This window comes from Pseudozobellia sp. WGM2, from assembly GCF_017810075.1.
In the GTDB taxonomy this organism is placed as follows: domain Bacteria; phylum Bacteroidota; class Bacteroidia; order Flavobacteriales; family Flavobacteriaceae; genus JADNYK01.
This window is the reverse complement of sequence record NZ_JADNYK010000011.1, coordinates 62,302-88,153: the sequence shown is the minus strand read 5'-3', so window position 1 is coordinate 88,153 and position 25,852 is coordinate 62,302. Positions and strand designations below refer to the sequence as shown.

The following is a 25,852-nucleotide window of genomic DNA, read 5'->3' as shown; positions in this document are numbered from 1 at the left end:
TAAATATGTAACACTCAAAAATTATATTTTCTCAACCTGCATATAACTGAGCTCTAATGGTGTTTTTCTACCGAAAATCTTAACCATTACCTCAAGCTTACGCTTTTCTTCATTGATTTTTTCAACCGTACCATTAAACCCGTTAAAAGGCCCATCAATAACCTTAACTGTCTCGCCATGGGTAAAAGGTATCGCAACACTATCGGTATTTACAGCCAATTCATCGGCCTTACCAAGCATTCTGTTCACTTCAGACTTGCGAAGAGGTACGGGATCACCACCTTTGGTTTCACCTAGAAAACCGATTACATTGGTAATCGACCTAATAATGTGAATCATTTCACCACCAAGGTTCGCTTTGATCATTATATAACCGGGAAAATAAACACGTTCTTTATTGATTTTTTTCCCGTTTCGTATTTGAATCACCTTTTCAGTCGGCACCAAAACATCTTCTAAATAATCAGAAAAGCCATGTCTTTCGACCTCACTCTCAATATAGCCCTTGATTTTATTCTCTTGACCACTGACAGCACGCACGACATACCATTTCTTTTCCAATACTTCCGACATAGCGATTGCTTTAGTTTAAGATGTTGTTGAAATATAACTGCACCAATTTGCTGAATACCGTATCGATACCCCAAGTCGCCAAAGCGAATAAGATGGAAAATACCGCAACGATAACCATCAGGTTAGAAGACTCAGCCCTTGAAGGCAGCGTAACATTGTTACGAAGCTCTTCCATTGATTCTTTAATATACGTCAACATACTATTATATTTGGCACGGGAGGAGAGGCTCGAACTCCCGACACCTGGTTTTGGAGACCAGTGCTCTACCAACTGAGCTACACCCGTTTATAATTGCATTTAAAGGTGTCCAACCTAAGAAGGACACCCTTAATACAATTTATACTATCTAATACTAAATTTTAATCTAGGATTTTGGTAACCTGACCAGCACCTACAGTTCTACCACCTTCACGAATCGCAAAACGTAGACCCATACTCAAGGCGATTGGCTGAATCAACTCAACTGTAATCGTCAAGTTATCACCAGGCATAACCATTTCTACTCCAGAAGGAAGAGCAATGTTTCCAGTAACATCGGTAGTTCTTACATAGAACTGTGGACGATAATTGTTATGGAATGGAGTGTGACGCCCACCTTCTTCTTTTTTCAAGATATAAACTTCTGCCTCAAATTTAGCATGCGGCTTAACAGAACCAGGCTTACAAATAACCATACCACGGCTAATCTGAGATTTTTCGATACCTCTCAAAAGAATACCTACGTTATCACCAGCTTCACCTCTATCCAAAATCTTACGGAACATCTCAACACCAGTAATCGTAGAAGCTAATTTCTCAGCACCCATACCAATGATATCAACAGCATCACCAGTGTTAGCGATACCAGTTTCGATACGACCAGTTGCAACAGTACCACGACCAGTAATCGTAAATACATCTTCAACAGGCATCAAGAAATCTTTATCAACATCCCTCTTAGGAAGTTCGATCCAGTTATCAACAGCCTCCATAAGCTCCATTACGGTATCTACCCATTTTTGCTCACCGTTAAGTGCACCTAAAGCAGAACCAGAGATTACAGGTCCGTTATCACCGTCATATTCGTAGAAAGAAAGTAATTCTCTTACCTCCATTTCAACTAATTCTAAAAGCTCTTCATCATCAACCATGTCAACTTTGTTCAAGAAAACAACGATTCTTGGAATACCAACCTGACGACCAAGCAAGATGTGCTCACGAGTCTGTGGCATAGGACCATCAGTCGCAGCAACAACCAAGATAGCACCATCCATCTGAGCAGCACCAGTTACCATGTTCTTCACGTAATCGGCGTGACCAGGACAGTCAACGTGCGCGTAGTGACGGTTAGCTGTTTGATACTCTACGTGGGAAGTGTTGATTGTAATACCCCTTTCTTTCTCTTCAGGAGCGTTATCAATTGAGTCAAAACTTCTAAGTTCAGAAAGACCAGCGTTCGCCAATACAGTAGTAATAGCAGCTGTCAATGTTGTTTTACCGTGATCCACGTGTCCAATAGTACCTATATTTAAGTGCGGTTTGGAACGATCAAAAGTTTCCTTTGCCATTTTTAATGAATTTTAATCTTAGTTATATATTAGTGTACAAATAATGCCTTCTTGAGCCAACGACGGGAATTGAACCCGTGACCTCTTCCTTACCAAGGAAACGCTCTACCCCTGAGCTACGTCGGCGTAAAGTGTTTAATATCTTCATCCCTACAAAAGTAAAAAGGAAGAGATGCCTGCCTTCGCAGATATGGCGCGACTGCCAATTTTGAGCGGGAGACCGGGTTCGAACCGGCGACATTCAGCTTGGAAGGCTGACGCTCTACCAACTGAGCTACTCCCGCATTTTCTTAAACTTCAACATTTCAAATCAACATTCCAAATTTTTGGAACGAAAACCCGTACTCGAGAACTAAATTCTCGAACTGGTGGGGAGAGCAGGATTCGAACCTGCGAAGACATAGTCAGCAGATTTACAGTCTGCCCTCGTTGGCCGCTTGAGTATCTCCCCTAGCCTTGTTCAATATTTCACCTTTTCAACACTTAAGGCCAACATCTTAAAAACCGTAGTTTTTCTTGATATTTTGAGCCGATGGAGGGACTCGAACCCACGACCTGCTGATTACAAATCAGCTGCTCTAGCCAGCTGAGCTACATCGGCCTTTCTAGCCTTTTTTAAGCATAAAAAAGTCCGCTATTTCTAACGGACTGCAAATGTAGAGATATTTTTATTTATTCAAAACAAAATATCAAAAATTTTCATCAGGCCTGTACGCGAAGTTTTTCTTTGCGCTTAATTAGCTTTCTCTCTAAAGAACTACACGAAGAATCTATCGCCTCTTCAAATGACTTACATTGCTTTTTCACCATGAACTTATCCCCTGGCACATTGAGCTTTATCTCAACTATCTTGTTTTCTTTGGAACTGGTATTTTCTACTTTCAAATAAACATCGGAACTAATTACCTTATCATAAAAGGTTTCTAACTTATCCATTTTAGTTTGCAAAAAATCAATAAGTTTTCTGTCGGCATTGAAATTAACCGATTGCACGTTTACTTTCATAGGTTGAAGTTTTAAAAATTAAACAATGTAAAATGTAAACAAGCCCTTACTCCTTACCTCTAGGATGGGCCTTGAAATGCACTTTTTTCAGCTCGGCAATACTGTTATGCGTGTATACTTGAGTAGATGCCAAGCTTGAGTGACCAAGCAACTCCTTTACTGAATTTAAATCAGCACCTTTGTTAAGCAAATGCGTAGCAAAGGTGTGTCTTAAGATATGGGGGCTTCTCTTAACTTTAAGCGACACTTCACTAAAATACTTATTTATTAAACGATAAACAAGGGTTTCATATAATTTATAACCCGATTTTAACAGGAAAACATAACCTTCATCTTTGATAACGGGAAGCCCGTTTCGAAGGTCTAAATAATCGACAAATAGCTCTTGTGCAGAAGTCAACATAGGCACTATACGCTCTTTGTTTCTTTTGCCCAGGACCTTGAGATGACCGGCGGTAATATTAATATCGGCCAACTTTAAATTAATCAGTTCGGCCCTACGCATACCCGTAGCATACAATAGCTCAATAATCAACCTATCCCTGACTCCTTCATAATTTTCAGGAAATTCTATTTCCGATAAAACTTTTTCCATTTCACTTTCAGAAAATGGCACCTGTACTTTTTTCGCAGTTTTCAAAGCTCTATGCTTAGCTAACGGATTTGCCGATATCTTACCTATACCCTGCAGAAACTTGTAATACGCCTTTAACGATGCCGTTTTTCTGTTCACTGACCTATTAGAGACAGTCGAATCTACCAAGTACACAACCCAACCCCGTATCAACGGATAAGATACTTCATCAATATCTTCAAGAGAGTATTCATCATGACAAAACTTGGCAAAACTCTCTATGTCATTGATATACGCAGTAACGGTATGAATAGAATAATTTTTTTCAAGCGAAAGGTATGACACAAAAGATTGAAGCTCCATATCACGAAGTTAGTAAAAACAGCCATCATGATAAAGCACCAAACCTTAATTGAAAAGGTTCTGACAAAGAACCCCAAATTTTGAAACTTGGCATAAAAAAATCCTATCATAATGCTATTATGATAGGATTGTAATATTTAATACGTAGGTAAAAGAGTTTAGATTTCTTCTTTATCTCTTAGACCTTGAATATATTCTGCTTTTTGAATCTGAGCTCTTCGCTCAACGGAGGGTTTTGTGAATTGCTGACGCTTTCTCAATCTTCGCATAGTACCCGTCTTATCAAACTTACGCTTGAAACGCTTTAAAGCCCTATCGATGTTTTCTCCTTCTTTTACTGGTATAATTAACATTGGCTACAACCTCCTTTCTTTAAAATTTAAGACTGCAAATATATAAACAATTTTACAAACCCACACTAGTAATCTAGCTTTAATGTTGAAAAATTGAAGGTATAGTAAAAATCAATTCTACAAATGAAAAGATCAGGTACTTTTAGGAGCCCTATACTCCTTTTTGTCTATTATTATCTTCGCAAGAATTTCTTTTAATATTTCAGAGGTTCCGCCACCGATTGGCCCCAACCTACTGTCTCGCAATAGACGTGCCATGGGGTAATCTTCTATATATCCATAACCTCCTAAAAATTGAAGACAACTATAAATAACCTCGTCGGCCATTTTGGTCGATTTCAATTTAGACATGGTCGCTTCTTTCACGACATATTCGCCCTTATCCATTTTATAGCAAACACCATAATTATAGTACTTACACATTTCCATGTCGGCCTGTAGCTCTACAAACTTATGTCGTAGGGCCTGAAATTGATTGATCGATTTTCCGAAGGCCTCCCTTTCCGACATATATTGCAGGGCATACTCTAATGCATATTCAGCCCTGGCATGTGCATTTATGCCCATTATTAAGCGTTCAAGGGCAAAAGCTTCCATAATAAAGCCAAAACCACTACCCTCTTCACCTATTCTATTGGCAGCGGAAACTTTCACATTATCAAAAGCCAGTTCAGCAGTGTCGGAAGCTCGCCAACCTAATTTGTTGAGCTTATTCGATGAGACCCCTTCACTCTGCAAATCAACAATAAATATACTTATCCCTTTATTACCTGCATCTGAATCGGTTTTTGCCGCCAATACGATAAAATCACCGTATACGCCGTTAGTGATGAACGTTTTTGATCCGTTGATTATATAAAAATCACCATCCCTTTTTGCAGTGGTACGCATTCCAGCAACATCACTACCTCCAAAAGGCTCAGATATGCCTAGACAGCCGATCTTTTCTCCGCCCACACTCGGCGTCAAATATTTTGTCTTTTGCGCGTGGTCGGCATTTTTGTTCAAATGCGTCATGGCCAAATAGGCATGAGCCCACATCGCAGCGGCAAAACCGCCGGAATTAATTTTCTGAAGTTCTTCGATGAAGATAACGGTGTAAAAAAGATCAAGACCGAGACCGCCATATTCTTCAGGTGTAGCCAGGCCGAAGTAACCCATTTCGCCAAATTTACCCCAAATAAACCGCTCTATTTCACCGGTTTGCTCCCACTTTTCAATATGTGGAACTACTTCTTTTTGCAAAAAATCTTTAAGGCTTTCTCTAAATAGTTGGTGTTCTTCAGTGAAGTACATACCATGCATAGCTCGTTTTTTTATAGGGACAAATATAAGGCTATTCTATCTTTCTTATCTGATGGAAAATCTTCAATATTTTGCAACTCATCCAATGAACTGATTCTACCTTTGTTTTCCCTATAGGCAACAATTCGTTCGGCTACTTGCCATCTTATATATACCAATTGAGCAATCTCATTTGCTGTCGCACTATTGACATTAATTTTTACAATCTTAGGTGGGTTTAATACTCTAAACCGGGTCAGAGCCATTTTGGCCACCTCAGGTTCCAAAGCATATACATCGTACAATTGCTCATCTATTAGAAAACCACCTAACCTATCTCTGAACTTAACGATTCGGCCAGATAGTTTGTCACCTATACCATTAATTTGTTTGAAATCTTCTATAGTAGCCGTATTTATATCCTTTACTAATTTTGAAACTATTTCTGCGGATGGCCTTGTCGACGGTTGTTTTATATATTTCTTTCTTGGAGAAGTTACCCATTCAGGAAATTTGAAGTACGGCGAAATAGCATTTAACAGCGAATCGGAAACTTCTGTTATCTCCTGAAATTCATCGACACTATTAATGAATTTCCCCGTACCTCTATAGGCGTGTAGACGGTCAATTTCGTCAGTTGACATGCCTAAAGTATAGCCCTTATAATCAGTTATATAGTTAGGATTGAAAGGAAATATTTGAGATTTTTCGATATTGACAGCCTCTCGTTTGAGGCTATCAATACTTTCTTGTAACTGTTCATTTATTTTAAAGGATTCACTCTCTTCTCGAAACGGAAAAACACGAACCAAAACAAAAGCTAATTGTAAAATCACAATAATTAATAGTAAAAAGAAAATCCCACTTCGTTCTTGCTTGTTGAACTTGAAGTGGGATTTTATATTCTTCATCCTATGACTTTGATAAAAACCTACTTCGCTACCTGTTGCTTTTTAAAAAGTTGATTCGATTTTAATTTTGTCCAATACTCACGTAAATCTGTTTTTACCTCACCGGACATAATATAAAGCCCAATTATATTAGGGAAGGACATAGCCAAGATCATCATATCTGAAAAATCGAGTACCGCACCTAAGCTTACCGAGGCGCCAACCACTACAAATATCAAAAACAATATCTTGTAAACCATTTCAGATTTCTTACTCTTTCCAAAAAGATAGGTCCAAGCGCGCATTCCGTAGTATGACCAAGAAATCATAGTCGAAAAGGCAAAAAGAAAGACTGCCAGTGCCAATACATATGGGAACCATGATATCTGACTACCGAAAGCATCTGATGTCAATTGCGCTCCGGCCAAACCTTCAACTTCGTGCATACCCGTAAAAATCAAGACCAAGGCGGTCAGCGTACAAACTACCACGGTGTCTATAAACGGCTCGAGCAATGCCACAAACCCCTCAGAAGGCGGATTGTTCGTCTTGGCGGTACTGTGAGCAATGGCAGCAGAACCTACCCCAGCTTCATTTGAAAATGCTGCCCGTTGAAAACCAACCACTAGAACCCCAATAATCCCCCCTTTTAAAGCAGACGGACTAAAGGCACCATCAACAATAGCTGAAAAGGCAGGACCAATATTCTGAATGTTCATTATGATGACGGCCAGAGCAGCGATAATATATACTGATGCCATAATAGGAACGACCCTACCGGTAACCTTGGCAATACTGTTTATACCACCGATAATAACTACACCAACAAGAATGGCAGTCAAAATACCGAACCAAAACCCGTTACCCACCAAAACAGGAAACTGACCCGATAATTGCTCAAATGATTGATTGGCCTGAAACATATTTCCGCCCCCAAAAGAGGCGCCAATGGCCAAAACCGCAAATAGACCGGCCAATACTTTACCGAAACCTTTCATGTTTCTTTTCTCTAGACCGTATCTTAAGTAATTCATAGGTCCACCGAAAACCCTGCCATCAGGAAGAATATCTCGGTATTTAACCCCTAAGGTACATTCTACGAACTTTGACGACATACCTAACAGTCCGCAAACAATCATCCAAAAAGTAGCTCCGGCACCTCCTAAGGAGACCGCCACTGCAACCCCGGCAATATTACCAAGACCTACAGTACCCGAAACGGCCGTTGCCAAAGCTTGAAAGTGAGTTACTTGACCTGGCGCATCTGGATCGTCATATTTACCCTTCGCCAAATCAATGGAATGCTTGAACCCACGAACATTGATAAAGCCCATTCTAATCGTAAAGAACAACGCCCCTAAAACCAACCATATTACGATAAAGGGAATATCTTTTGTCAAGGGATCACCATTAGGGTGTGTCATAACAATTGGTTCGTCGTAAATAATTTCAGCCAAAAAATGGGCCCCTTGCTCGATTACGTGCTCGGCATTTTCAGAGTTATAAATTACCTTGCCTTCCTCGACCAAGTAGTTCAAGGACCCTGTTGCTTCTGCAATTACATTTCTCTCACCATGTTTATCACTAGAAATGATAGCGATCTGGTCGCCTTTTGTAACTTTTGCACCTTCCGCTTTCAACCATTTTTTTAGCACGAACCTGTCTTCTACTTCTGCCGACCAACCGGGTGTACTCACCAATTTCTTATCGGCGTAAGCGACTGGATCGTATATGCCGATCGCCGCAAAAGGGTCCCAAAATAAAACTGACCCCAAGGCCTTTACAGCTGGGGTCATTGTTCCGTTGAATACTTCTGTGATAGCATTGGTCTCTACCTTATATACTTTGGTTACCGAATTTCCTTTTGAATCGGATACCACAACTGAGTAGGGTACACCTTCCACCAATCCCATAGTTTTTTTCGAATTGAGGGGCGTTTCTTGATTACTCCATTTATAACTGTAGGGTGGAGTTCCTCCGAGTACCTGAAGATCGACAACCCCATCATTGATTTTCTTCGAGGGATTCATGACCGCCGCCTTAACGGTAAGCTCTTGGGAATTCGCCACTAAACCTAGCAGCATTAAAAATAATAGAGTTAATTTCTTCATAATGTAATGTCTGGTGTTTGGTACTTTATATAAACTTTCTTTTCCAAGTGCGGCAATATCCTAAAAATTAGCTACACAATCAAATAATAACGTTGAATTAACGCAAGAGTCCACTAGCTAATATGGAACATTTCATTTAATTTTCGTATTTGCTCAGGGCGCCCTAAAACGATAACTTTACTTTTGGGCTCTAACTTCAAATCTGCCTCTGGATTGATGATATAATTACCATTTGGTTCAATATAGCCGATAATCGTACAACCCGTTTTTCGTCTTAAATCCAAATCCCTTAATGAATTGTAATCCATCTGGTTACTGAAATTTTCGATAGCCACTTCTTCGAGGTTTGTCGTGTTCTTGCCTTCAGTACCCAATTTATCCATAAAGGTGATCAAATCGGGCATTACCACCAACGAGGCCATATGGTCTCCACCAATTTTATCGGGCATAATTACTTTGTTGGCTCCTGCCAATTGCAGCTTTTTCTGAGAAGTAATCAATGAAGCCCTACTTATGATAAAAAGTTTCGAATTTAGCTGCCTTGCAGAAAGTACCACAAAAAGATTTACAGCGTCATCGGGTAAAGCGGCTATTAAGTACTGAGCACGCTCTACGCCAGCAAGCAAAAGCACTTCATCTTCATTTGCATCACCCTCTACAAAGAGTACCTCATCTTCATATTTTTCGATAATCTCTTTATCTCTTTCGATTACCACGAAGGGTTTTTTATAAGCTTCTAAACGTTCGGCGGCCTGCATGCCGTTACGACCAAAGCCGCAGACAACCACATGATCCTTCAGATTTTCAATTTGATTTCTCACTTTCTTCTTTTTTAAAAGTTGAAGGGAATTTCTACTAAGAATGTACTCGGTAATTACGGTAAGGGCATAAGCAAAGATAAAAACGCTGAGAATAATAAGAAACACTGTAAAAATCTTACCCTCGGTACTTAAGGGCCTTATCTCACCAAAACCAACGGTCGTGACCGTGATAATGGTCATATAGAAAGCTTCTACCCATGAATAATCGGCAATGAACCTATACCCCAAAGCACCAAAAAGAAGTACCATGACCATAAGTATTATGGCCAAGTATATTTTTGAACGAAACAGCTTTAGCATATTTAAAGGTCAAAAACAGAGGTTCGTTTTGTGTAGACCAAATCTTTGATTCTTAACCAGAATGCCAAGAAGAGGTATAAAGCAAACCCGAAGCCAAGGGTAACAAAAGTCAAGTAAATGAATGATGTTCTAACGACACGTGCTCGAATACCTAGTCGCTCGGCAATTCGGCGACACACCTCGAAACCCCGTTTCTGAAAATAATAAAGTAATTGATAAAAAAAGTCCATTTATTCAGCAGTTAGGACAACTATAGAATCAAATTTAAACATTTCATTCTAATAAGCTAGCCCCAATTCTACATTGCAAGCACCTATTTTTAGAGCAGTAGAGATTATATAATTGTAGTAAAGACTGACTATCCATACTATTACTGACAGATACACCTTGCCTCTTGAAGTTTGATATTATCGAATTAAGCTCAGGTGATAGCTTTTTGATGATTTCAATTATTGAATCATTAACATCTTTTCCGATGGCTCTAGCGTGGCAAAATTTAAGTGGAAGTATTGTGTTTATTATTAAGAGATCAACGAATTTTTTCGTCAACCTTTTCATACTATTTTTTGAAACTTTACCAAAAGTAAAGTGATTACTCCAATAGGTACTGGCATTAACTTCAAAAATATCATATAGTTTATCAATAGTAGAAGCTGCAATAATTTTTTCAAAGAGAGAATCGTGCATAGCATATAAATTCGCGAGCTGGGAAAGACGAACGGTAGGGAAATTAGCCGGTCTTAACTTAAAAAAATCGGGCTTTAGCACACCTTGGCTATCAAGGCTATATTTTAATCGCTGATGTATGTACTCATTTTTCAATTGAATGTAGTAATCATCTACAATATCATTGGAGGTAAGTAGATGTGACATGCCAAGAAAAACACTTTCTAATCGAAACGCTTTCGAACTCATTTTTCTCACAGTTTTGAATGGCAGTGCATTGCCCAAAGTCATAAATGCTTGCCCATTGATTTTTGAACCAAAATTTCGCAACAAAAGTTTGAACAACACTTGCTCCCAGTCATTATTAGATTCTTGTAATAAATCATGCACGTATTCCGATTTTTTCTCCAATCGTTCAAAGTACAATCGCTCAAGCCAATTTTTGAGTGAAAAGACATTAGTCTGGGCTATAGTTTTCTCGCAATTTATAAATGAAACATTTCGCTTATCAAATAAGCTCTCATACCCGGACAGAATATTTTTTGGGATGTACTTATTAAGTTCTAAACAAGGTAATCTTACATTATTACTACAAAAAATATCGATATCATGCTCCCATACCACATGAAGAATAACATTATTATAATTTGGGTCTTTCTCATGCCCGTGGGCGAACCAGTCAGATGACTTTAGATGAATTTCAACGTTACCTGCCCATAATTGACCATCGATTTTTATTCTAGCATTGAAAAAATCAGGCCCTGCTAAATGGTTGTGAGTGCCAACATTCAATAGTTCAACCCGCTCCCCCTCTGCAGTAAATAAATTTTCTACTGCAAGTTTCTTATACTTCCAAATAAAGTGGAGCAGGTCTTCTCGCATTTAATTACAATTGGTTTTAAAAACAAAAGGTTCAAGCACATGATGTCGTACTTGAACCAAAATATAAAATTTAATCGATGAATTAAAACGACTACTCCGTCACTTCACCTTCCCAATTCATAAAACCACCCTCAAGATTGTATGCCTTTTCAAAACCTACACTGTTCATAATCGAACATGCTTGGGCACTTCGCGCTCCTGAGCGACAATAGACATAATATGACTTAGACTTATCTAATTTTTCGATTTCGTCCAAGAAGCCCTGACCTAAATGTATATCTATGTTTTTAGCGTTGGGTATATAACCATCTTCTACTTCTTCTGGTGTTCTAACATCAAGAATAAAGGCATTATTATCATTCTCTAACTGTTCTTCCCACACTTGTTGTGATAAATCCATGCGAATCTAATATTTAGTGTTTCCCAAAAATTGGGATAGTTTTTAAAATATTTGCGCCAAAAATACGGCTTTTCACTTACATCAAAGGTCAAAATTAGTTAACAAAAGTTTATGAGCTAATAGATTGTCAAAATATAAAATATTCTTACATTTGTATATACAATAATTGTAGAGACATGAATGTTGAGAAGATTTTAAAAACGGATAAGAAAATGCCTTTGGAAAGTAGAACACTCATTCACCTGAGTCTAGTACATAACAAGGTCGGCGATATCATCAATTCGACCTTAAGGCCCTTTGAAGTCTCTACACAGCAATTCAACGTATTAAGAATTTTAAGAGGACAAAAGGGTAAGCCGGCAAATTTGTCTACCCTAAACGAGAGAATGGTCACGAAAATGAGTAACACCACCCGATTGGTAGATAAACTGATTCTGAAAGAATATGTTGACCGAACCGTTTGCCCCAGCAATAGAAGAAAGGTTGAAATTAGAATCACCGAAAAAGGTGAGAAAGTTCTTTTGCAGATGGATGCGGCCATGAGTAATGCGGAAAAGGAAATATTAGAGAATTTGACCGAAAGTGACCTGAAAAATTTTAATGAACTACTTGATAAATTTTAATTATTAACATCCCCTATAAATATGAGCAATTACATTAAAAATCTAAATTGGCGGTATGCCACAAAAAAATTCGATAAAGACAAACCTATATCCAATGAAGATTTGGAAACTTTGTTAGAAGCCACGGCACTGAGCGCATCTTCATATGGTTTACAGCCGTACAAAATTCTGGTAATAGATGACAAAGAAATAAGGGCCAAGTTACAACCCGCCGCTTGGGGGCAGTCTCAAATAACCGAGGCTTCCCATCTTATCATCTTGGCCAATCAAACCACCTTTGGTGAAGAATTGGTTGACGATTACCTGAAAAATGTTAGTGAGACAAGAGAGATTCCTTTAGAAGGGCTTAAAGGATATTCAGAAATGATGAAATCAAACTTGGTTCCTTTGAGCGATGAGGCAAAAGCTAGTTGGTCAGCTCGCCAAGCTTACATTGCATTAGGCAACCTGCTTTCGGCAGCGGCTGATCTTAAAATTGATGCCTGCCCTATGGAAGGCTTTGATTCATCACAATTCAACACTATTTTAGACTTAGATAAGCAGAACTTAAATACAGCGGTTATTGTAACTGTCGGTTACCGATCTGAAGACGATCAGACCCAATATTTCAAAAAAGTAAGAAAATCAAAAGAGAATTTAATCGCTCATTTATAATCATTTACAAACATTATTACTAAATTTATTGAAATTATGAAAAAAGGAATTTTTAGTTTGGCATTAGCCTTGGTTTTTGGATCAGCTACCGCAACAGAACCTGTTGCCGAAGAGAAAAAAGAAGTGAAAACAGATGCCAGTACCATTACCTGGAAGGCATATAAAGTTACAGGATCACATACCGGAACAGTAGATTTACAGTCGGGATCTCTAACTTTCGATGGAGATAAGTTAACAGGAGGAGAGTTTGTTGCAGATATGACTAGCCTAATCTCTACTGATATGGAAGGTGATGGAAAAGGTAAATTAGAAGGTCACCTTAAAGCGGATGACTTCTTTGGTGTGGAAAAACACGAAACTTCTAAATTGATCTTTAAAGAAGTAAAATCAACCGGGAAAAACTCTTATGAAGTAACTGGTGATTTGACCATTAAAGGTATTACCAAGCCAGTTGTTTTTGATGTTTCCGTTTATGGAAGTAAGGCGACGGCAACTGTAAAAGTCGATAGAACTAAGTATGACATTAAATACGGATCAGGCAGTTTCTTTGAGAACCTAGGTGATAAGACCATCTATGATGAATTTGACCTAGTTGTCGATTTAGAATTCTAAGAGAAAATAAAATTCATAATAAACTTGACCTCACAAGTTTTGCCCCCGCTTATTGGCTAAGAGTAAGCGGGGGTTTTTATTTCGTAGCGGGCATTATGGTAAGCCGATTTTTTTTGCGCAATTTTGATTTGTGGTTTTTGAAAATGATTTCTATATTTGAACCAATGTACAATAACAGCATAAATACTTGGTGGTGGAATAACTCTCGACAAACTTCGTGAGCGGTCCACTATTGTAGTAAAACTATATAAAGGCTTGTCAATCACGACAAGCCTTTTCCTTTTGAACACTATTTAAAATGAAGTATAAATTAAAGACACATTACAAAAAAATACTTGCCGATACCATTACCCCGGTGAGTGTCTATCTAAAGATTCGTGATCGTTTTCCGAACAGTATTTTATTGGAGAGTAGCGACTATCATACGAATGATAATAGCTTCTCGTACATCTGTTGCAATCCCATAGCTTCAATAAAACTTGAAAACGAAATTATTGTCAGGCAATACCCTGATGGCACTTCTTTCGAAGAACCGGTAACGCAAAAGACCGATGTTGTACAGGCCATTCACGATTTTGGTCAACAATTCGATACCGAAGACAATGACTTCAAATTCATTAATAATGGTCTTTTTGGCTATATGGCCTATGATGCCGTTCGTTACTTCGAAGATGTAGCTTTAAGTAAAAAAGAAGACTCGATCGCCATACCCGATATTTACTATGCGGTGTATCAAAATATAATTGCCATCAATCATTTTAAGAACGAGGCCTATCTTTTTGCCCATTGTTATGAAAGCGATGAGAATATTTCTAAGATAGAACAGATTCTTAACGTGCGTAATTTTGCTTCCTATAATTTTTCTATGGAAGGTGAGCCCGTCTCTAACCTTGAAGATGAAGAGTATCGAGAACATGTTCGCTTGGCAAAAAAACACTGCCACAGGGGCGATGTTTTTCAGTTGGTATTGTCTAGAAGATTTTCTCAAGATTTTAAAGGAGATGAGTTTAATGTCTATAGAGCGTTACGTTCGATAAACCCTTCGCCCTATCTCTTTTATTTTGATTACGGAGATTTCAAAATTTTTGGTAGCTCGCCCGAGGCACAACTTATCGTCAAAGATGGCTTGGCTGAAATACACCCGATTGCCGGCACTTTCAAGCGTACCGGAAACGACGAAAAAGATGCTATTTTGGCCAAAGAACTGACCGAAGACGATAAAGAAAATAGCGAGCATGTAATGCTGGTTGATCTTGCCAGAAATGATCTTAGCCGTAACGGTAATATGGTTGAAGTAACCAATTATAGAGAAGTACAGTTCTTTTCTCATGTTATTCATTTGGTCTCGAAAGTCACTGGGCAAAAAAAGGATAATATCACTACCATGAAAGTCGTGGCCGATACATTCCCAGCAGGTACGTTGAGCGGTGCGCCAAAGCATATGGCCATGCAACTCATTGAGAAATACGAGAAAACAAGTAGGGGTTATTATGGTGGCGCCATTGGTTTTATGGATTTTAACGGGAATTTCAACCATGCCATAATGATCCGAACATTTTTAAGCAAGAACCATCAATTACATTACCAAGCCGGGGCGGGTCTAGTAGCCGCTTCTGACCCTGATGATGAACTTCAAGAAACCTACAATAAATTGGGAGCTCTTACCAAAGCATTGGAAATTGCTAAAACGATATGAAGATGAAGAAGATTTTAGTAATAGACAACTACGACAGTTTTACCTATAACTTGGTTCATTATTTAGAGGATTTAGATGGTGAGGTAACCGTAAAACGTAACGACCAACTTACTTTAGAAGAAGTTGATGCTTTTGATAAGATTGTACTATCCCCTGGGCCGGGTATACCCGATGAGGCTGGGCTATTGAAGGCTATAATCGAAAGATATGCCGCTTCAAAAAGTATATTCGGCGTATGTTTGGGCCAACAGGCCATAGGTGAAGTTTTTGGCGCATCGCTTATTAACCTAGACCAGGTCTACCATGGCATTTCTACAAAAATCAAGTTAATTAAAGAGGATGTGATTTTTAACGGAATTCCCAAAGAGATTGAAGTAGGCCGATATCATTCATGGGTGGTAAACCCTAATTTACCTGATGTTCTTGAAGCCACCTCGGTTGATGAAAACGGACAAATTATGTCTTTAAGACATAAAACTTATGACGTATGTGCCGTACAATTTCATCCCGAATCGGTTTTGACACCAGAGGGTAAAACAATGCTTAAGAACTGGTTGGCCTCGTAAATCGATTTGATTCTATTTTTAAAAACCTAGTTTAAATACCAATGAAAGATATACTCAACAAACTGATCAATCATGATTTTCTTTCGAAGGAAGATGCCAAGCAGGTATTGGTCAACATAGCCAAAGGTGAATATAATACCAGTCAAATTGCAGCCTTTCTCACCGTTTACATGATGCGTAGCATTACCATTGAAGAATTGGAAGGTTTTCGCGATGCCCTTTTAGAACTATGCTTGGCTGTTGACCTATCGGAATACAACCCCATAGATCTTTGCGGAACTGGAGGCGATGGTAAAGACACGTTCAACATTTCTACATTGGCATCGTTCGTTACCGCTGGTGCTGACGTTAAAGTGACCAAACACGGTAATTACGGGGTTTCTTCAAAATGCGGAAGCAGTAATGTGATGGAATTTTTGGGAATCAAATTTAGCAATGAAGCAGATTTTTTGAGAAAATCAATCGATGAGGCAGGTATTTGTGTGCTACATGCCCCCCTATTTCATCCGGCAATGAAAAATGTGGCCCCTATACGAAGAGAACTGGGCGTAAAGACCTTTTTCAATATGTTGGGGCCCATGGTCAACCCGGCATTTCCTAAAAACCAAATGGTCGGGGTTTTCAATCTCGAACTCGCTAGAATGTATGGCTATCTCTATCAGAATACCGATAAGAAATTTACGGTACTTCATGCTTTGGACGGTTATGATGAAATCTCCCTTACCGGAAGCACAAAAACGATTTCCAATCACACCGAGAACATGTTAGACCCTGAAGATTTCGGAGTTAAAATGGTCAAACAATCAGAAATTGTTGGTGGTGACTCCATAGAAGAATCAGCCCAAATTTTCTTGAACGTATTGCAGGGCCGTGGCACCGAGGCCCAAAACAATGTGGTTTGTGCCAATGCAGGGGTTGCGATTGCCACAGTCAAAAATTTAAGTCCCAAAGAAGGTTTCGACCAAGCAAAAGAATCTCTTTTAAATGGGAACGGACTCAAAGCTTTAAAGAAATTACAAGATCTAAGTGCCTAGTCAAAATTTAGTACAGTAGCAAGCAATGAATATACTTGACAAGATTGTAATCGATAAACGGAAAGAAGTAGATTTAAAAAAATCATTGATTCCCGTAAGCCAACTTGAGAATTCTGTTTTATTCGGGCGGCCGAACGTCTCTTTGACGAATGCCCTTCGTAACACCACCACCGGTATTATTGCCGAACATAAGAGGCGATCGCCTTCAAAATCGGAAATAAACCAAGGGCTGAATGTTCAAGACGTGGCCAAAGGCTATGAAGATGCAGGGGTTTGCGGTATGTCGGTTCTTACAGACGGCAAATATTTTGGCGGTTCGTTAGATGATTTATTATTGGCCCGTGCCACCGTTGAAATGCCTCTTTTGAGAAAAGAGTTCATCATTGACGAATATCAGATTTTAGAAGCTAAGGCTTATGGCGCAGATGTCATTCTTTTAATAGCGGCTATTTTATCGAAGAAAGAAATCAAGTCTTTTTCAGAATTGGCCAAGAGTCTCGATTTAGACGTACTTTTAGAAGTTCACAACGAAGAAGAACTTCACAAATCAATTATGCCGAGTTTAGATATGTTAGGGGTAAATAATCGAAACCTTAAGACTTTCGAGGTCAGCTTGAATACCAGCAAATCTTTGGCCGAAATGATACCTGATGAATTTGTTAAGGTTTCCGAAAGTGGCATTAGTTCATCGGAAGCCATAAAAGAATTAAAACCATACGGCTACCAAGGCTTCTTAATCGGTGAGAATTTCATGAAAACGGATAATCCTGGCGAGCATGCAAAATCTTTCATAGAAACACTTAAAAACTAAGAAAGTGTCGTTAAATATGAATTACCATTACACAAACTCAAAAGAAAAACCTTCGACCGTTGCGAACGATAGGTTAAAGTTAAAGGTTTGTGGCATGAACCATAATACGGCTGAAATAGCCTCGCTACAGCCTGATTATCTAGGGTTTATTTTTTGGAAGAACAGCAAACGTTCTTTCGACGGAAATATGCCACCCATACCTCATACCATTAAAAAGGTTGGGGTATTTGTAGACGAAACCATTGAAAAGGTTTTACGGAGCATACAAGACTTTAATTTGCTACTGATACAACTTCACGGTAATGAAACTGCGGAATACTGTGCCCAGCTCAAAGAAAAAGCAAAGCATGTTGCCATTATTAAGGTCTTTTCCATAAAGGATAATTTCAATTTTGATACCCTATTGGATTTCGAAGACAATTGTGATTTTTATCTCTTTGACACCAAAGGAAAATTACCGGGCGGTAATGGCTTTGCCTTCGACTGGAAAGTGCTCGAAGATTACCCCTCGACCAAACCTTATTTTTTAAGTGGAGGTATAGGCTTAGATGAACTTGATTCTATCCATGAATTTATAAAAAGACCGGAAGCAAGATTCTGCCATGCCATTGATGTGAACAGTAAATTTGAAATTAAACCCGGTCTAAAGGAAGCAGCAAAAATCAAAGAATTTAAAAAACTGCTCAATACAAACGATTAACGAGAAAGAACATGTCGTACAACGCAAACAGTAAAGGCTACTATGGTGAATTCGGCGGGGCGTATATTCCTGAAATGCTCTACCCCAACTGTGAAGAACTTCGCCAAAATTATATTATTATCATGCAAGAGGCTTCTTTTAAAGAGGAGTTTGAGCAATTGTTGAAAGATTACGTGGGTCGCCCTACCCCACTCTATTTTGCAGAGCGCCTATCGAAAAAATACAATACTAAAATCTACCTTAAGCGAGAAGACCTTTGCCATACCGGTGCTCATAAAGTCAATAATACCATCGGTCAAATTTTAATGGCAAAAAGATTGGGCAAGAACCGTATAATCGCAGAAACAGGTGCAGGTCAACATGGGGTCGCCACAGCCACCGTATGTGCTTTAATGGGTATCAAGTGTGTCGTTTATATGGGTGAGATAGATATTGAACGTCAGGCCCCGAATGTTGCCCGTATGAAAATGTTGGGTGCCGAAGTACGGCCCGCCAAATCTGGGAGTAGAACCTTAAAAGATGCTACGAACGAAGCCATTCGCGATTGGATCAACAACCCGGTAGACACCCACTATATCATTGGATCTGTAGTCGGTCCACACCCCTACCCTGATATGGTCGCAAGATTTCAAGCTATAATTTCCGAAGAAATCAAGTGGCAATTGAAAGAAAAGGAAGGTCGTGAAAACCCCGATTATGTGGTTGCTTGTGTGGGTGGAGGCAGCAATGCCGCTGGCGCCTACTATCATTTTCTAGACAACGAAAATGTGGGTATAATTGCTGTAGAAGCTGCCGGTAAAGGTATTGATTCGGGGGAGAGTGCTGCGACTTCAGCCTTGGGCAAAGTAGGCATTATTCATGGCAGCAAAACATTGCTCATGCAGACCGCAGACGGACAAATCACCGAACCATATTCCATTTCCGCTGGATTGGACTATCCAGGTGTGGGACCAATGCATGCCCACCTATTCAAATCGGGTCGAGGAGAATTTATTTCAATTACCGATAATGCCGCTATGGAAGCCGGTTTGATGATTTCTAAATTAGAAGGGATAATTCCAGCAATAGAGTCATCACACGCCTTCGCTATTTTAGAAGAAAGAAAATTTAATGCAGACGATATAGTCGTGATTAACCTTTCAGGTCGTGGAGATAAAGATTTAAATACTTACATTGATCATTTCAATTTATGAGTTAAATAGGTTTTCTGTAAATCTCAAATTTATGCTATATCCCTTAATAGGTATCGGACTTCTTTTTATAGGTATTGGCTATCTCATCAACGAAAAAAACGCCCAATACCTTCTTTCAGGCTACAATACCATGCCTAGGGAACAGCAAAGAAAAGTTCTGATCAGACCCTATTTAAGGTACTTTAAAAAATTCCATCTCTTTTTAGGTCTTTCCTACATTGGCATAGGAATCCTATTAAATTATATTAATACCAACGCCCTAGGTTTATTTTTGGGAATTTATCCAATTTTAGCCTACTTGTATTTTACATGGAACAGCAAACAATACTTCAAAGATGTGGAAAGAAGCAAAAATAAAACCAAGATTGCGGTAATCGTCTTGGCACTGTCTCTTGTTTTTGTTGGTTTGGTTTTCTACCAGGGTTATAAAGAAGACGAGATTTATTTAAAAAATGACAAAATCATAATCGAAGGATTTTATGGGGAAGAAATAGCACTTGATCAAATTAAATCTATTGAGCTGACAGATAATCTTCCAAAAATAAAAAAACGCACCAACGGCTTTTCTGCAGGTAACTTTCATAAGGGACATTATGAAACCGAAGATGGCAAACGAATTAAACTGGTTATTAACGGTGAGTCTGAACAGTATTTATTATTAACAAAAAATAGTGGTAGCAGAATATATTACTCACCTAGGAGCATTTCTCCTCAAGAAATTTATAATAAACTAAGAAGCATAAGCTCTAAATAGCTTGAAGGTATATCAATACAAGTAAAATATTATTAATGATTCCTTTAGTGATGCAATACTAATTGGGAAGAATAGGGAACAAAACATATAATGAATAGAATCCATCAAAAATTACAAGAAAACAAAAAAATTCTGTCGATATATTTCACGGCAGGTTATCCAGCGTTAGATGATACAATAGAGATAATACAAGGTTTGGAGTCTAGTGGTGTCGACCTTATAGAAATCGGACTTCCGTTCAGCGATCCGTTAGCCGATGGACCTACCATTCAAGAAAGCTCCACAGCAGCCCTAAAAAATGGAATGACCACCGAAATACTTTTTGAGCAACTGAAAGATATCCGCAAAACGGTATCTATTCCTCTGATAATTATGGGATATTTTAACCCCATTTTACAATATGGCGTCGAGAATTTCTGTAAAAAATGTCAAGACATTGGTATTGACGGACTCATTATTCCTGATTTGCCTGTAGATGTTTACAACGATGAATACCGCTCTATTTTTGAAAAGTACGGATTAATCAATGTCTTTTTAATTACACCCCAAACTTCAGATGAACGCATACGGTTTATAGACTCCGTCTCAGCAGGTTTTATTTATATGGTGAGTTCGGCAAGTGTCACTGGAGCAAAAACAGGATTTGGGAAAGAGCAGCAAAGCTACTTCGAGCGTATTGCCGAAATGAATCTGACGAATCCGCAAATCGTCGGCTTCGGCATCAGTAATTCAGAGACTTTTAATCAGGCTACAAAATCAGCCAAGGGGGCCATCATCGGTTCAGCCTTTATAAAGCATCTAACGAATCACGGAACAGAAAATATAAGCGATTTTATTACTAAAATACGCTAAGCGATACTTATTTATGCAACATTCTAAAGAAAAGAAAACACATGAAGTTTGGCTGCGAGGACCTATTGAGGGAATACCTGCTCTCTTGCAGCCAGCGGCACATGCACTTTTGCAAGCTTCTGAAGATGTTCATAAATACACCACAGATTTGCCCGAAAACCTACTCTGGAAAAAACCTGTGGGCAGGGCATCCATTGGTTTTCATATTCAGCATATGACAGGTGTATTAGACCGTATGATGACATATTCTAAGGCTTTGCCCTTATCCGATTTACAATTCGATTATTTAAAAAAAGAGGGAGTGGCCAATCATAAACTTAGCATCGCTTTACTTATAAATGCGTTAGATAAGAAAGTCTATAGAGCACTGGAATATTTTAAAACACTCTCTGATGCGGAATTAAAAGAGAAGCGAACCGTAGGGCGTAAAGAATTACCCAGTACCGTTATCGGCTTATTGTTTCATGCCGCCGAACATGCGCAGAGACATGTTGGCCAATTGCTGGTAACAGCCAGTATCTTAGAATCAGAAAAAGAATAAGCTCTGCCCCTACCTTTTTTAACACTCTCTAACAAAGACTTACCACCCCTTTAACGCAATTTTTAAGCGCTATTCTTTATATTAAGTATTCACATTAAAACAAAAGGATATGGGAATTATAAAAGATAAAAAATTGAGAAGGAAGACGGAGCAAAGTAATCCTACGAATCCTACAGCTAATACCAATGTTGATCATAATAAATTCGATATTGACGAAAGAACTATTAAAAATCAACAGAATAAAAAGTAGTTTGATATAAATCTAAAGTAACCAAATCTAAAAAACCCCGAAATCAAATTGATTTTCGGGGTTTTTGATTTTCTTCGGATGGTATTAATTATGCCGAGTTTCTGCTGGCATTAATATTTCCGTAAAGGGAACGAGTTACAATTTTCTCATATTCGTCTAGATAGGAAGAATCTTGACCTATTTTCTGTAAGGCAAACTGCTGGATTACCAATAGCGGCAACACAATGTTCTCACGTATGCGAATCGACTCTCTGGATACCGCTTCGTTTTCCATAAGAACCTTGCTTCCAGAAATCGTCAACAACATCTTTTTAGACAGTAAAAATTCCTCATGAAGAATATTCCAAAAATCACCATACTTTTTATCCTCCTTCATATAACTGGTCAATTCAAAATAACATTTTGAAAGAGACATCATACTGTTCAACATCAAAGCTTTAAAGAAAGGCACCTCTTTATACAGCTTTTTGATTTCAGACAATCTACCGTCATCTTTCAACGTCTGAATAGCGGTACCGAGCCCGAAATAACCCGGAACATTCTGTTTCAACTGACTCCATGAACCTACAAAAGAAATTGCTCTTAAATCGCTTAGTTCTAATTGTTTCTTATTACCACGTTTACCCGGTCTACTACCGATATTCGCTTTTTGGTAATATTTTAAGGTACTTCTATTCTCTAGATATGGTATGAACATTTCGTGGTTCTTGAGTGCATCATATTTTTCAAAACTCAATTCTGAAAGCTCTTCTATCAATTTTCGCTGTTTCGCAGAGATTACATTCTCTTTGCCAAAAAGGTTGTTGCTAAGACCAGCAGTCAATAACTGCTCACTGTTGTGTATAAAATGCTCTTTGGTACCATAAGTACTGGTTATAGTCTGCCCCTGAATGGTCAATTGAATCTCGTTGTTGGCCACACCCTTTGTCTGCGCTGCATAGAACCTATGTGTTTTTCCGCCACCACGTGCCGGTGGTCCGCCACGGCCATCGAAGAATATCGCTTTAATACCATTTTTATCACAAACTTTCGACAAGGTTTCCTTGGTTTTGAGAATAGCCCAGTTGGCCTTTAAATAACCCCCATCTTTTGTACCATCCGAGAAGCCCAACATTATAGTCTGATTATTGTTTCTCTTTTCTAAATGCTCTCTATAGGCAGGTAAATCAAAAAGGGTTTCCATAGTTTCTTCGGCACCATCCATACCTTTCATGGTTTCGAAAAGTGGAATGATATCAAAAGTGATGTCTTTATCCTTCCAACCGCACCATCTGAACAGTCCGTAAACAAAAAGAACTGAGAAAATATCTTCTGAGTTACTTATAATATAGCGGTTGCAGCCTTCTTCGCCGTTGGTAGCCTGAATTGCCTTAAGTTGAGAGATATTGTTGATGGTATCTATAACGATATCCTCCGAATAATCCGATGGGTCTAATTTAAGATCTTTATTGATCAGTAAGTCTACGAGCTCGTCTTGAGAGAGTTCGTCGATAGATTCTTTGATCAGCTTATTCTGCTTCAAAGCAGACTCTACCACCAATATGTGCTTGCTATGATCTTGACGAATATCTAAAGTTGCAAAGTGCGTTTTAAATATTTTGACCTTATCTAAAAAGAAATCGAGTTCTTTTAAATATATACTATGGTATTTACTGACGAGAAGTTCTCTAATGTCTAATAGTGGTTGTAATATATCTTCATAACCTACGGTTTTAGAACTATCGAACATGGCCGTATAAAGATTGCTCCTTAATTTTCTAATGGGCTCTTGAACCCCTTTAAAGGTCAACTTCTTCTGAATACGCTTAAGGTCATTATAATAACATTTCATTAATGTTATGCGCAGTTCATCGGCAACATCTTTGGTAATGGGTGCTGTAACGTACGGGTTACCATCTCTATCTCCACCAGGCCAAAAACCAAGTTTCATAATATTATGGTTATCGAAATCGGCTTTTTTAATGTTGTCTTTGATGTAAGCATAAAGCTCACCTACCGCATCATAATAGGTATGACGCAAGATATAAATGATATTTTTCGCTTCATCTAAAGGCGTGGGCTTTTTAGCGTTCAACAGTGAAGTAAGGCCCAACTGCTGTAAAGTCACATCGATATCGTCGATACGGTCTTCTAAAATTAAAGTACGAAGATCTTCAATAATGTCTAATACTGCTGGAGTATAAAACTGAGTGGGGTGTGCAGTTAAAACGATACGCGCACTAAAAGTTGAAAGTTTTTTTGAAACCTTGTCCCAGCTTTTGTTCTTATCGACCAGTTCGAAATAATCTTTTATGCTCAACGACCTTCTGTATTCTTGTAACTTCGGAAAAGCGGCATCTTCGACACTATCATAAAGTACAACTTGCCTTTCTACGTATTGAATAATACGGAACATAAAATCGATACGCTCTTTTTCCGATTCAATTTTCACATAATTCTGAAAAAAATCTTCTAAAATTTCCTGTGGATTTTGACCGGAAGCCAACCCTCTTTGACATTGATCTAGTAATAACGGTATAAGTATACCTACATTCTCGATATTCCTATAAGGAAGGTTCAAGAATAAGCTGTTATATACGTTGAATTTATTATTGACCGATTTTTTAAACTCGTTCAGTTTTTCATCTTGCTGTTGCATAAGCTTTTGTAATAAATATATTATTGGTTAGAACCTTTATTTATAGCAACAAACCCAATTGCGCCCTATAAATATCGGCATTCTGACATGATTGCCAACCTGAGAATTCATCTTATAACAAAAATACCTACCTACACTACAAAAACAACAGTGTTCACAACAATAATTTCAATATTCTATGAGAGCTAGATACTTTTATCATGTAATAATTCAGAAGTAAATTTTTTCATTTTCATATAGTGTTCTCGTAAAAGAGCTTTGTCGAAAGACAGGGCTCTTTTTAGTTTACAAGAACTTCACTTCTGAAAGTCAAATTTCAGGTTCGATAACATAAGAAATTAACGAGGAAAAGTAAAATTCTAATCCAGAAAAAATGGCTGGTATTGCTCGACCCTAAAATCAAGGGTATTATAGTTGGGGTTTTCCGCCTTCTTACCCTTATACGAATCAAGGCTACCCACTGCTCTATTTGCCGCCCCTGAAGGTGCGGTAAGTGAAACCGTTGTAATTTTTCTTTTCGATCTTGGCAGCGTAAAGGTATAAATACGAGGTACCGTTTTAGAAACTGGTCGAAGTTTTATAGCATAGGGTTTTATTAAGCGACGAAAAAAATATTCAGGACCGTTTTTACTATTGCCTCCCATAAAGAGGATGGTCTTTAAATTTTCGAACGCTTCTAAATATGCAATAAGGTTTCTTAATTCGACATTTTGCATCCCCAAATCGGAAGCATCGATTTTTAAGCGCTCGGCACTTTCTACTATATCGCAGACCCCTATTTTTCTTTTTATTAAAAATTCTTTGCGTTGCCAGGTAGCAAAATCAGTAGTTTCATATTTTAAATCCAAATCGAAAATTCGGTCTAAAATTGGCCATAACATTCCGTTGCGACTACCGTAACAAAAATCGACATCATCCGGTTTAAGTTCACCGACCGTGAACCTAGGTGGTGGCAACGTACCTACAATTAACTTGGTAGCTTCAGGAAATAGGAAAGGTTCGTATGGATGCGTATGCAAAAACAATAGTGTCGAAAACTTTTAATTCGGTCAAAGATACTAATTGACATATACCTGTAACCTAACCTAATTATCTTTAAATGTACCCCACACACAAATTAAATTCACATTTACCGCTATCGAATGGATTAAGGTTTAA

Annotated in this window: 27 protein-coding genes and 5 tRNA genes; 12 read left to right on the top strand and 20 right to left on the bottom strand. The window is 38.4% G+C overall.

Translation table 11 applies throughout. From position 1 onward, the window contains the following. Nucleotides 1-21: 21 nt before the first annotated feature. The 18 genes from nusG to IV512_RS18890 form a co-directional block, all read right to left on the bottom strand. Nucleotides 22-573, bottom strand: a complete 552-nt coding sequence (nusG, locus tag IV512_RS18970) for a transcription termination/antitermination protein NusG (RefSeq protein WP_209406223.1) — start codon at nt 571-573, stop codon at nt 22-24. A 10-nt stretch (nt 574-583) separates the two neighbouring features. Next, complete coding sequence (gene secE, locus IV512_RS18965) at nt 584-772, bottom strand: preprotein translocase subunit SecE (RefSeq protein WP_209406221.1); 189 nt, start codon at nt 770-772, stop codon at nt 584-586. An 11-nt stretch (nt 773-783) separates the two neighbouring features. Then, nucleotides 784-859: transfer RNA gene (locus IV512_RS18960), tRNA-Trp, on the bottom strand. Nucleotides 860-933: 74 nt separating this feature from the next. Beyond that, a complete protein-coding gene (gene tuf, locus IV512_RS18955) occupies nt 934-2,121 on the bottom strand; it encodes an elongation factor Tu (RefSeq protein WP_100871317.1) in 1,188 nt (395 codons plus the stop codon). 54 nt (nt 2,122-2,175) lie between these two features. Then, nucleotides 2,176-2,247: transfer RNA gene (locus tag IV512_RS18950), tRNA-Thr, on the bottom strand. A gap of 85 nt (nt 2,248-2,332) precedes the next feature. Next, nucleotides 2,333-2,405 (bottom strand) — tRNA-Gly (locus IV512_RS18945). 82 nt (nt 2,406-2,487) lie between these two features. Then, a tRNA-Tyr gene (locus IV512_RS18940) sits at nt 2,488-2,572 on the bottom strand. Nucleotides 2,573-2,648: 76 nt separating this feature from the next. Next, nucleotides 2,649-2,722 (bottom strand) — tRNA-Thr (locus IV512_RS18935). Nucleotides 2,723-2,823: 101 nt separating this feature from the next. Further along, nucleotides 2,824-3,126, bottom strand: a complete 303-nt coding sequence (hpf, locus tag IV512_RS18930) for a ribosome hibernation-promoting factor, HPF/YfiA family (RefSeq protein ID WP_100871316.1) — start codon at nt 3,124-3,126, stop codon at nt 2,824-2,826. A gap of 46 nt (nt 3,127-3,172) precedes the next feature. Continuing rightward, nucleotides 3,173-4,063, bottom strand: a complete 891-nt coding sequence (locus tag IV512_RS18925) for a tyrosine-type recombinase/integrase (RefSeq protein ID WP_209406219.1) — start codon at nt 4,061-4,063, stop codon at nt 3,173-3,175. A gap of 158 nt (nt 4,064-4,221) precedes the next feature. Further along, nucleotides 4,222-4,416, bottom strand: coding sequence for a 30S ribosomal protein S21 (rpsU, locus tag IV512_RS18920; protein ID WP_038234876.1), 195 nt, complete (start codon nt 4,414-4,416; stop codon nt 4,222-4,224). 132 nt (nt 4,417-4,548) lie between these two features. After that, nucleotides 4,549-5,721 (bottom strand): acyl-CoA dehydrogenase family protein, encoded by a 1,173-nt coding sequence (locus IV512_RS18915; RefSeq protein ID WP_209406217.1) that lies wholly within the window; start codon nt 5,719-5,721, stop codon nt 4,549-4,551. Between the two features lie 11 nt (nt 5,722-5,732). After that, a complete protein-coding gene (locus IV512_RS18910; RefSeq protein ID WP_209406215.1) occupies nt 5,733-6,611 on the bottom strand; it encodes a ComEA family DNA-binding protein in 879 nt (292 codons plus the stop codon). Nucleotides 6,612-6,631: 20 nt separating this feature from the next. Beyond that, on the bottom strand, nt 6,632-8,701 hold the full coding sequence (locus IV512_RS18905) for an amino acid carrier protein (RefSeq protein ID WP_209406213.1): 2,070 nt from the start codon (nt 8,699-8,701) through the stop codon (nt 6,632-6,634). A gap of 113 nt (nt 8,702-8,814) precedes the next feature. Then, nucleotides 8,815-9,822 (bottom strand): TrkA family potassium uptake protein, encoded by a 1,008-nt coding sequence (locus tag IV512_RS18900; RefSeq protein WP_209406212.1) that lies wholly within the window; start codon nt 9,820-9,822, stop codon nt 8,815-8,817. Between the two features lie 2 nt (nt 9,823-9,824). After that, the gene (locus IV512_RS19935) at nt 9,825-10,052 is read right to left on the bottom strand and encodes a PspC domain-containing protein (protein ID WP_100871310.1); all 228 of its coding nucleotides are present in this window, start codon (nt 10,050-10,052) and stop codon (nt 9,825-9,827) included. A 43-nt stretch (nt 10,053-10,095) separates the two neighbouring features. Then, nucleotides 10,096-11,370: a DUF2851 family protein gene (locus IV512_RS18895; protein ID WP_209406210.1), complete on the bottom strand. Its 1,275-nt coding sequence runs from the start codon at nt 11,368-11,370 to the stop codon at nt 10,096-10,098. A gap of 91 nt (nt 11,371-11,461) precedes the next feature. Beyond that, on the bottom strand, nt 11,462-11,770 hold the full coding sequence (locus tag IV512_RS18890) for a rhodanese-like domain-containing protein (protein WP_209406208.1): 309 nt from the start codon (nt 11,768-11,770) through the stop codon (nt 11,462-11,464). Between the two features lie 176 nt (nt 11,771-11,946). Between IV512_RS18890 and IV512_RS18885 the strand changes: the two genes are divergently transcribed. The 12 genes from IV512_RS18885 (at nt 11,947) to IV512_RS18830 (ending at nt 21,806) form a co-directional block, all read left to right on the top strand. Further along, on the top strand, nt 11,947-12,393 hold the full coding sequence (locus tag IV512_RS18885; RefSeq protein WP_209406206.1) for a MarR family winged helix-turn-helix transcriptional regulator: 447 nt from the start codon (nt 11,947-11,949) through the stop codon (nt 12,391-12,393). Between the two features lie 21 nt (nt 12,394-12,414). Further along, complete coding sequence (locus IV512_RS18880) at nt 12,415-13,047, top strand: NAD(P)H-dependent oxidoreductase (RefSeq protein WP_209406204.1); 633 nt, start codon at nt 12,415-12,417, stop codon at nt 13,045-13,047. Nucleotides 13,048-13,083: 36 nt separating this feature from the next. After that, a complete protein-coding gene (locus tag IV512_RS18875) occupies nt 13,084-13,659 on the top strand; it encodes a YceI family protein (protein WP_209406202.1) in 576 nt (191 codons plus the stop codon). A gap of 298 nt (nt 13,660-13,957) precedes the next feature. Next, nucleotides 13,958-15,355 (top strand): anthranilate synthase component I family protein, encoded by a 1,398-nt coding sequence (locus tag IV512_RS18870; protein ID WP_209406200.1) that lies wholly within the window; start codon nt 13,958-13,960, stop codon nt 15,353-15,355. Nucleotides 15,356-15,357: 2 nt separating this feature from the next. After that, on the top strand, nt 15,358-15,921 hold the full coding sequence (locus tag IV512_RS18865) for an aminodeoxychorismate/anthranilate synthase component II (protein ID WP_209406198.1): 564 nt from the start codon (nt 15,358-15,360) through the stop codon (nt 15,919-15,921). Between the two features lie 41 nt (nt 15,922-15,962). After that, nucleotides 15,963-16,955: an anthranilate phosphoribosyltransferase gene (gene trpD, locus IV512_RS18860; RefSeq protein WP_209406196.1), complete on the top strand. Its 993-nt coding sequence runs from the start codon at nt 15,963-15,965 to the stop codon at nt 16,953-16,955. 25 nt (nt 16,956-16,980) lie between these two features. Then, on the top strand, nt 16,981-17,766 hold the full coding sequence (gene trpC / locus IV512_RS18855) for an indole-3-glycerol phosphate synthase TrpC (protein WP_209406194.1): 786 nt from the start codon (nt 16,981-16,983) through the stop codon (nt 17,764-17,766). Between the two features lie 16 nt (nt 17,767-17,782). Then, entirely contained in the window at nt 17,783-18,466 is a 684-nt protein-coding gene (locus IV512_RS18850; RefSeq protein WP_209406192.1) for a phosphoribosylanthranilate isomerase, read from the top strand. Nucleotides 18,467-18,477: 11 nt separating this feature from the next. After that, nucleotides 18,478-19,659: a tryptophan synthase subunit beta gene (gene trpB / locus IV512_RS18845; protein ID WP_209406190.1), complete on the top strand. Its 1,182-nt coding sequence runs from the start codon at nt 18,478-18,480 to the stop codon at nt 19,657-19,659. Between the two features lie 31 nt (nt 19,660-19,690). Next, complete coding sequence (locus IV512_RS18840) at nt 19,691-20,413, top strand: DUF3784 domain-containing protein (protein WP_209406188.1); 723 nt, start codon at nt 19,691-19,693, stop codon at nt 20,411-20,413. Between the two features lie 90 nt (nt 20,414-20,503). Continuing rightward, nucleotides 20,504-21,265 carry a tryptophan synthase subunit alpha gene (gene trpA, locus IV512_RS18835; RefSeq protein WP_209406186.1) on the top strand — a complete coding sequence of 254 codons (762 nt, stop codon included), beginning with the start codon at nt 20,504-20,506 and terminating at the stop codon, nt 21,263-21,265. 13 nt (nt 21,266-21,278) lie between these two features. Then, nucleotides 21,279-21,806 carry a DinB family protein gene (locus tag IV512_RS18830; protein ID WP_209406184.1) on the top strand — a complete coding sequence of 176 codons (528 nt, stop codon included), beginning with the start codon at nt 21,279-21,281 and terminating at the stop codon, nt 21,804-21,806. Nucleotides 21,807-22,144: 338 nt separating this feature from the next. On the opposite strand, the gene IV512_RS18825 is transcribed toward IV512_RS18830, so the two are convergent. Next, complete coding sequence (locus tag IV512_RS18825) at nt 22,145-24,694, bottom strand: phosphoenolpyruvate carboxylase (protein ID WP_209406182.1); 2,550 nt, start codon at nt 24,692-24,694, stop codon at nt 22,145-22,147. A gap of 359 nt (nt 24,695-25,053) precedes the next feature. After that, nucleotides 25,054-25,719 (bottom strand): uracil-DNA glycosylase family protein, encoded by a 666-nt coding sequence (locus IV512_RS18820; protein ID WP_209406180.1) that lies wholly within the window; start codon nt 25,717-25,719, stop codon nt 25,054-25,056. Nucleotides 25,720-25,852: the final 133 nt, after the last annotated feature.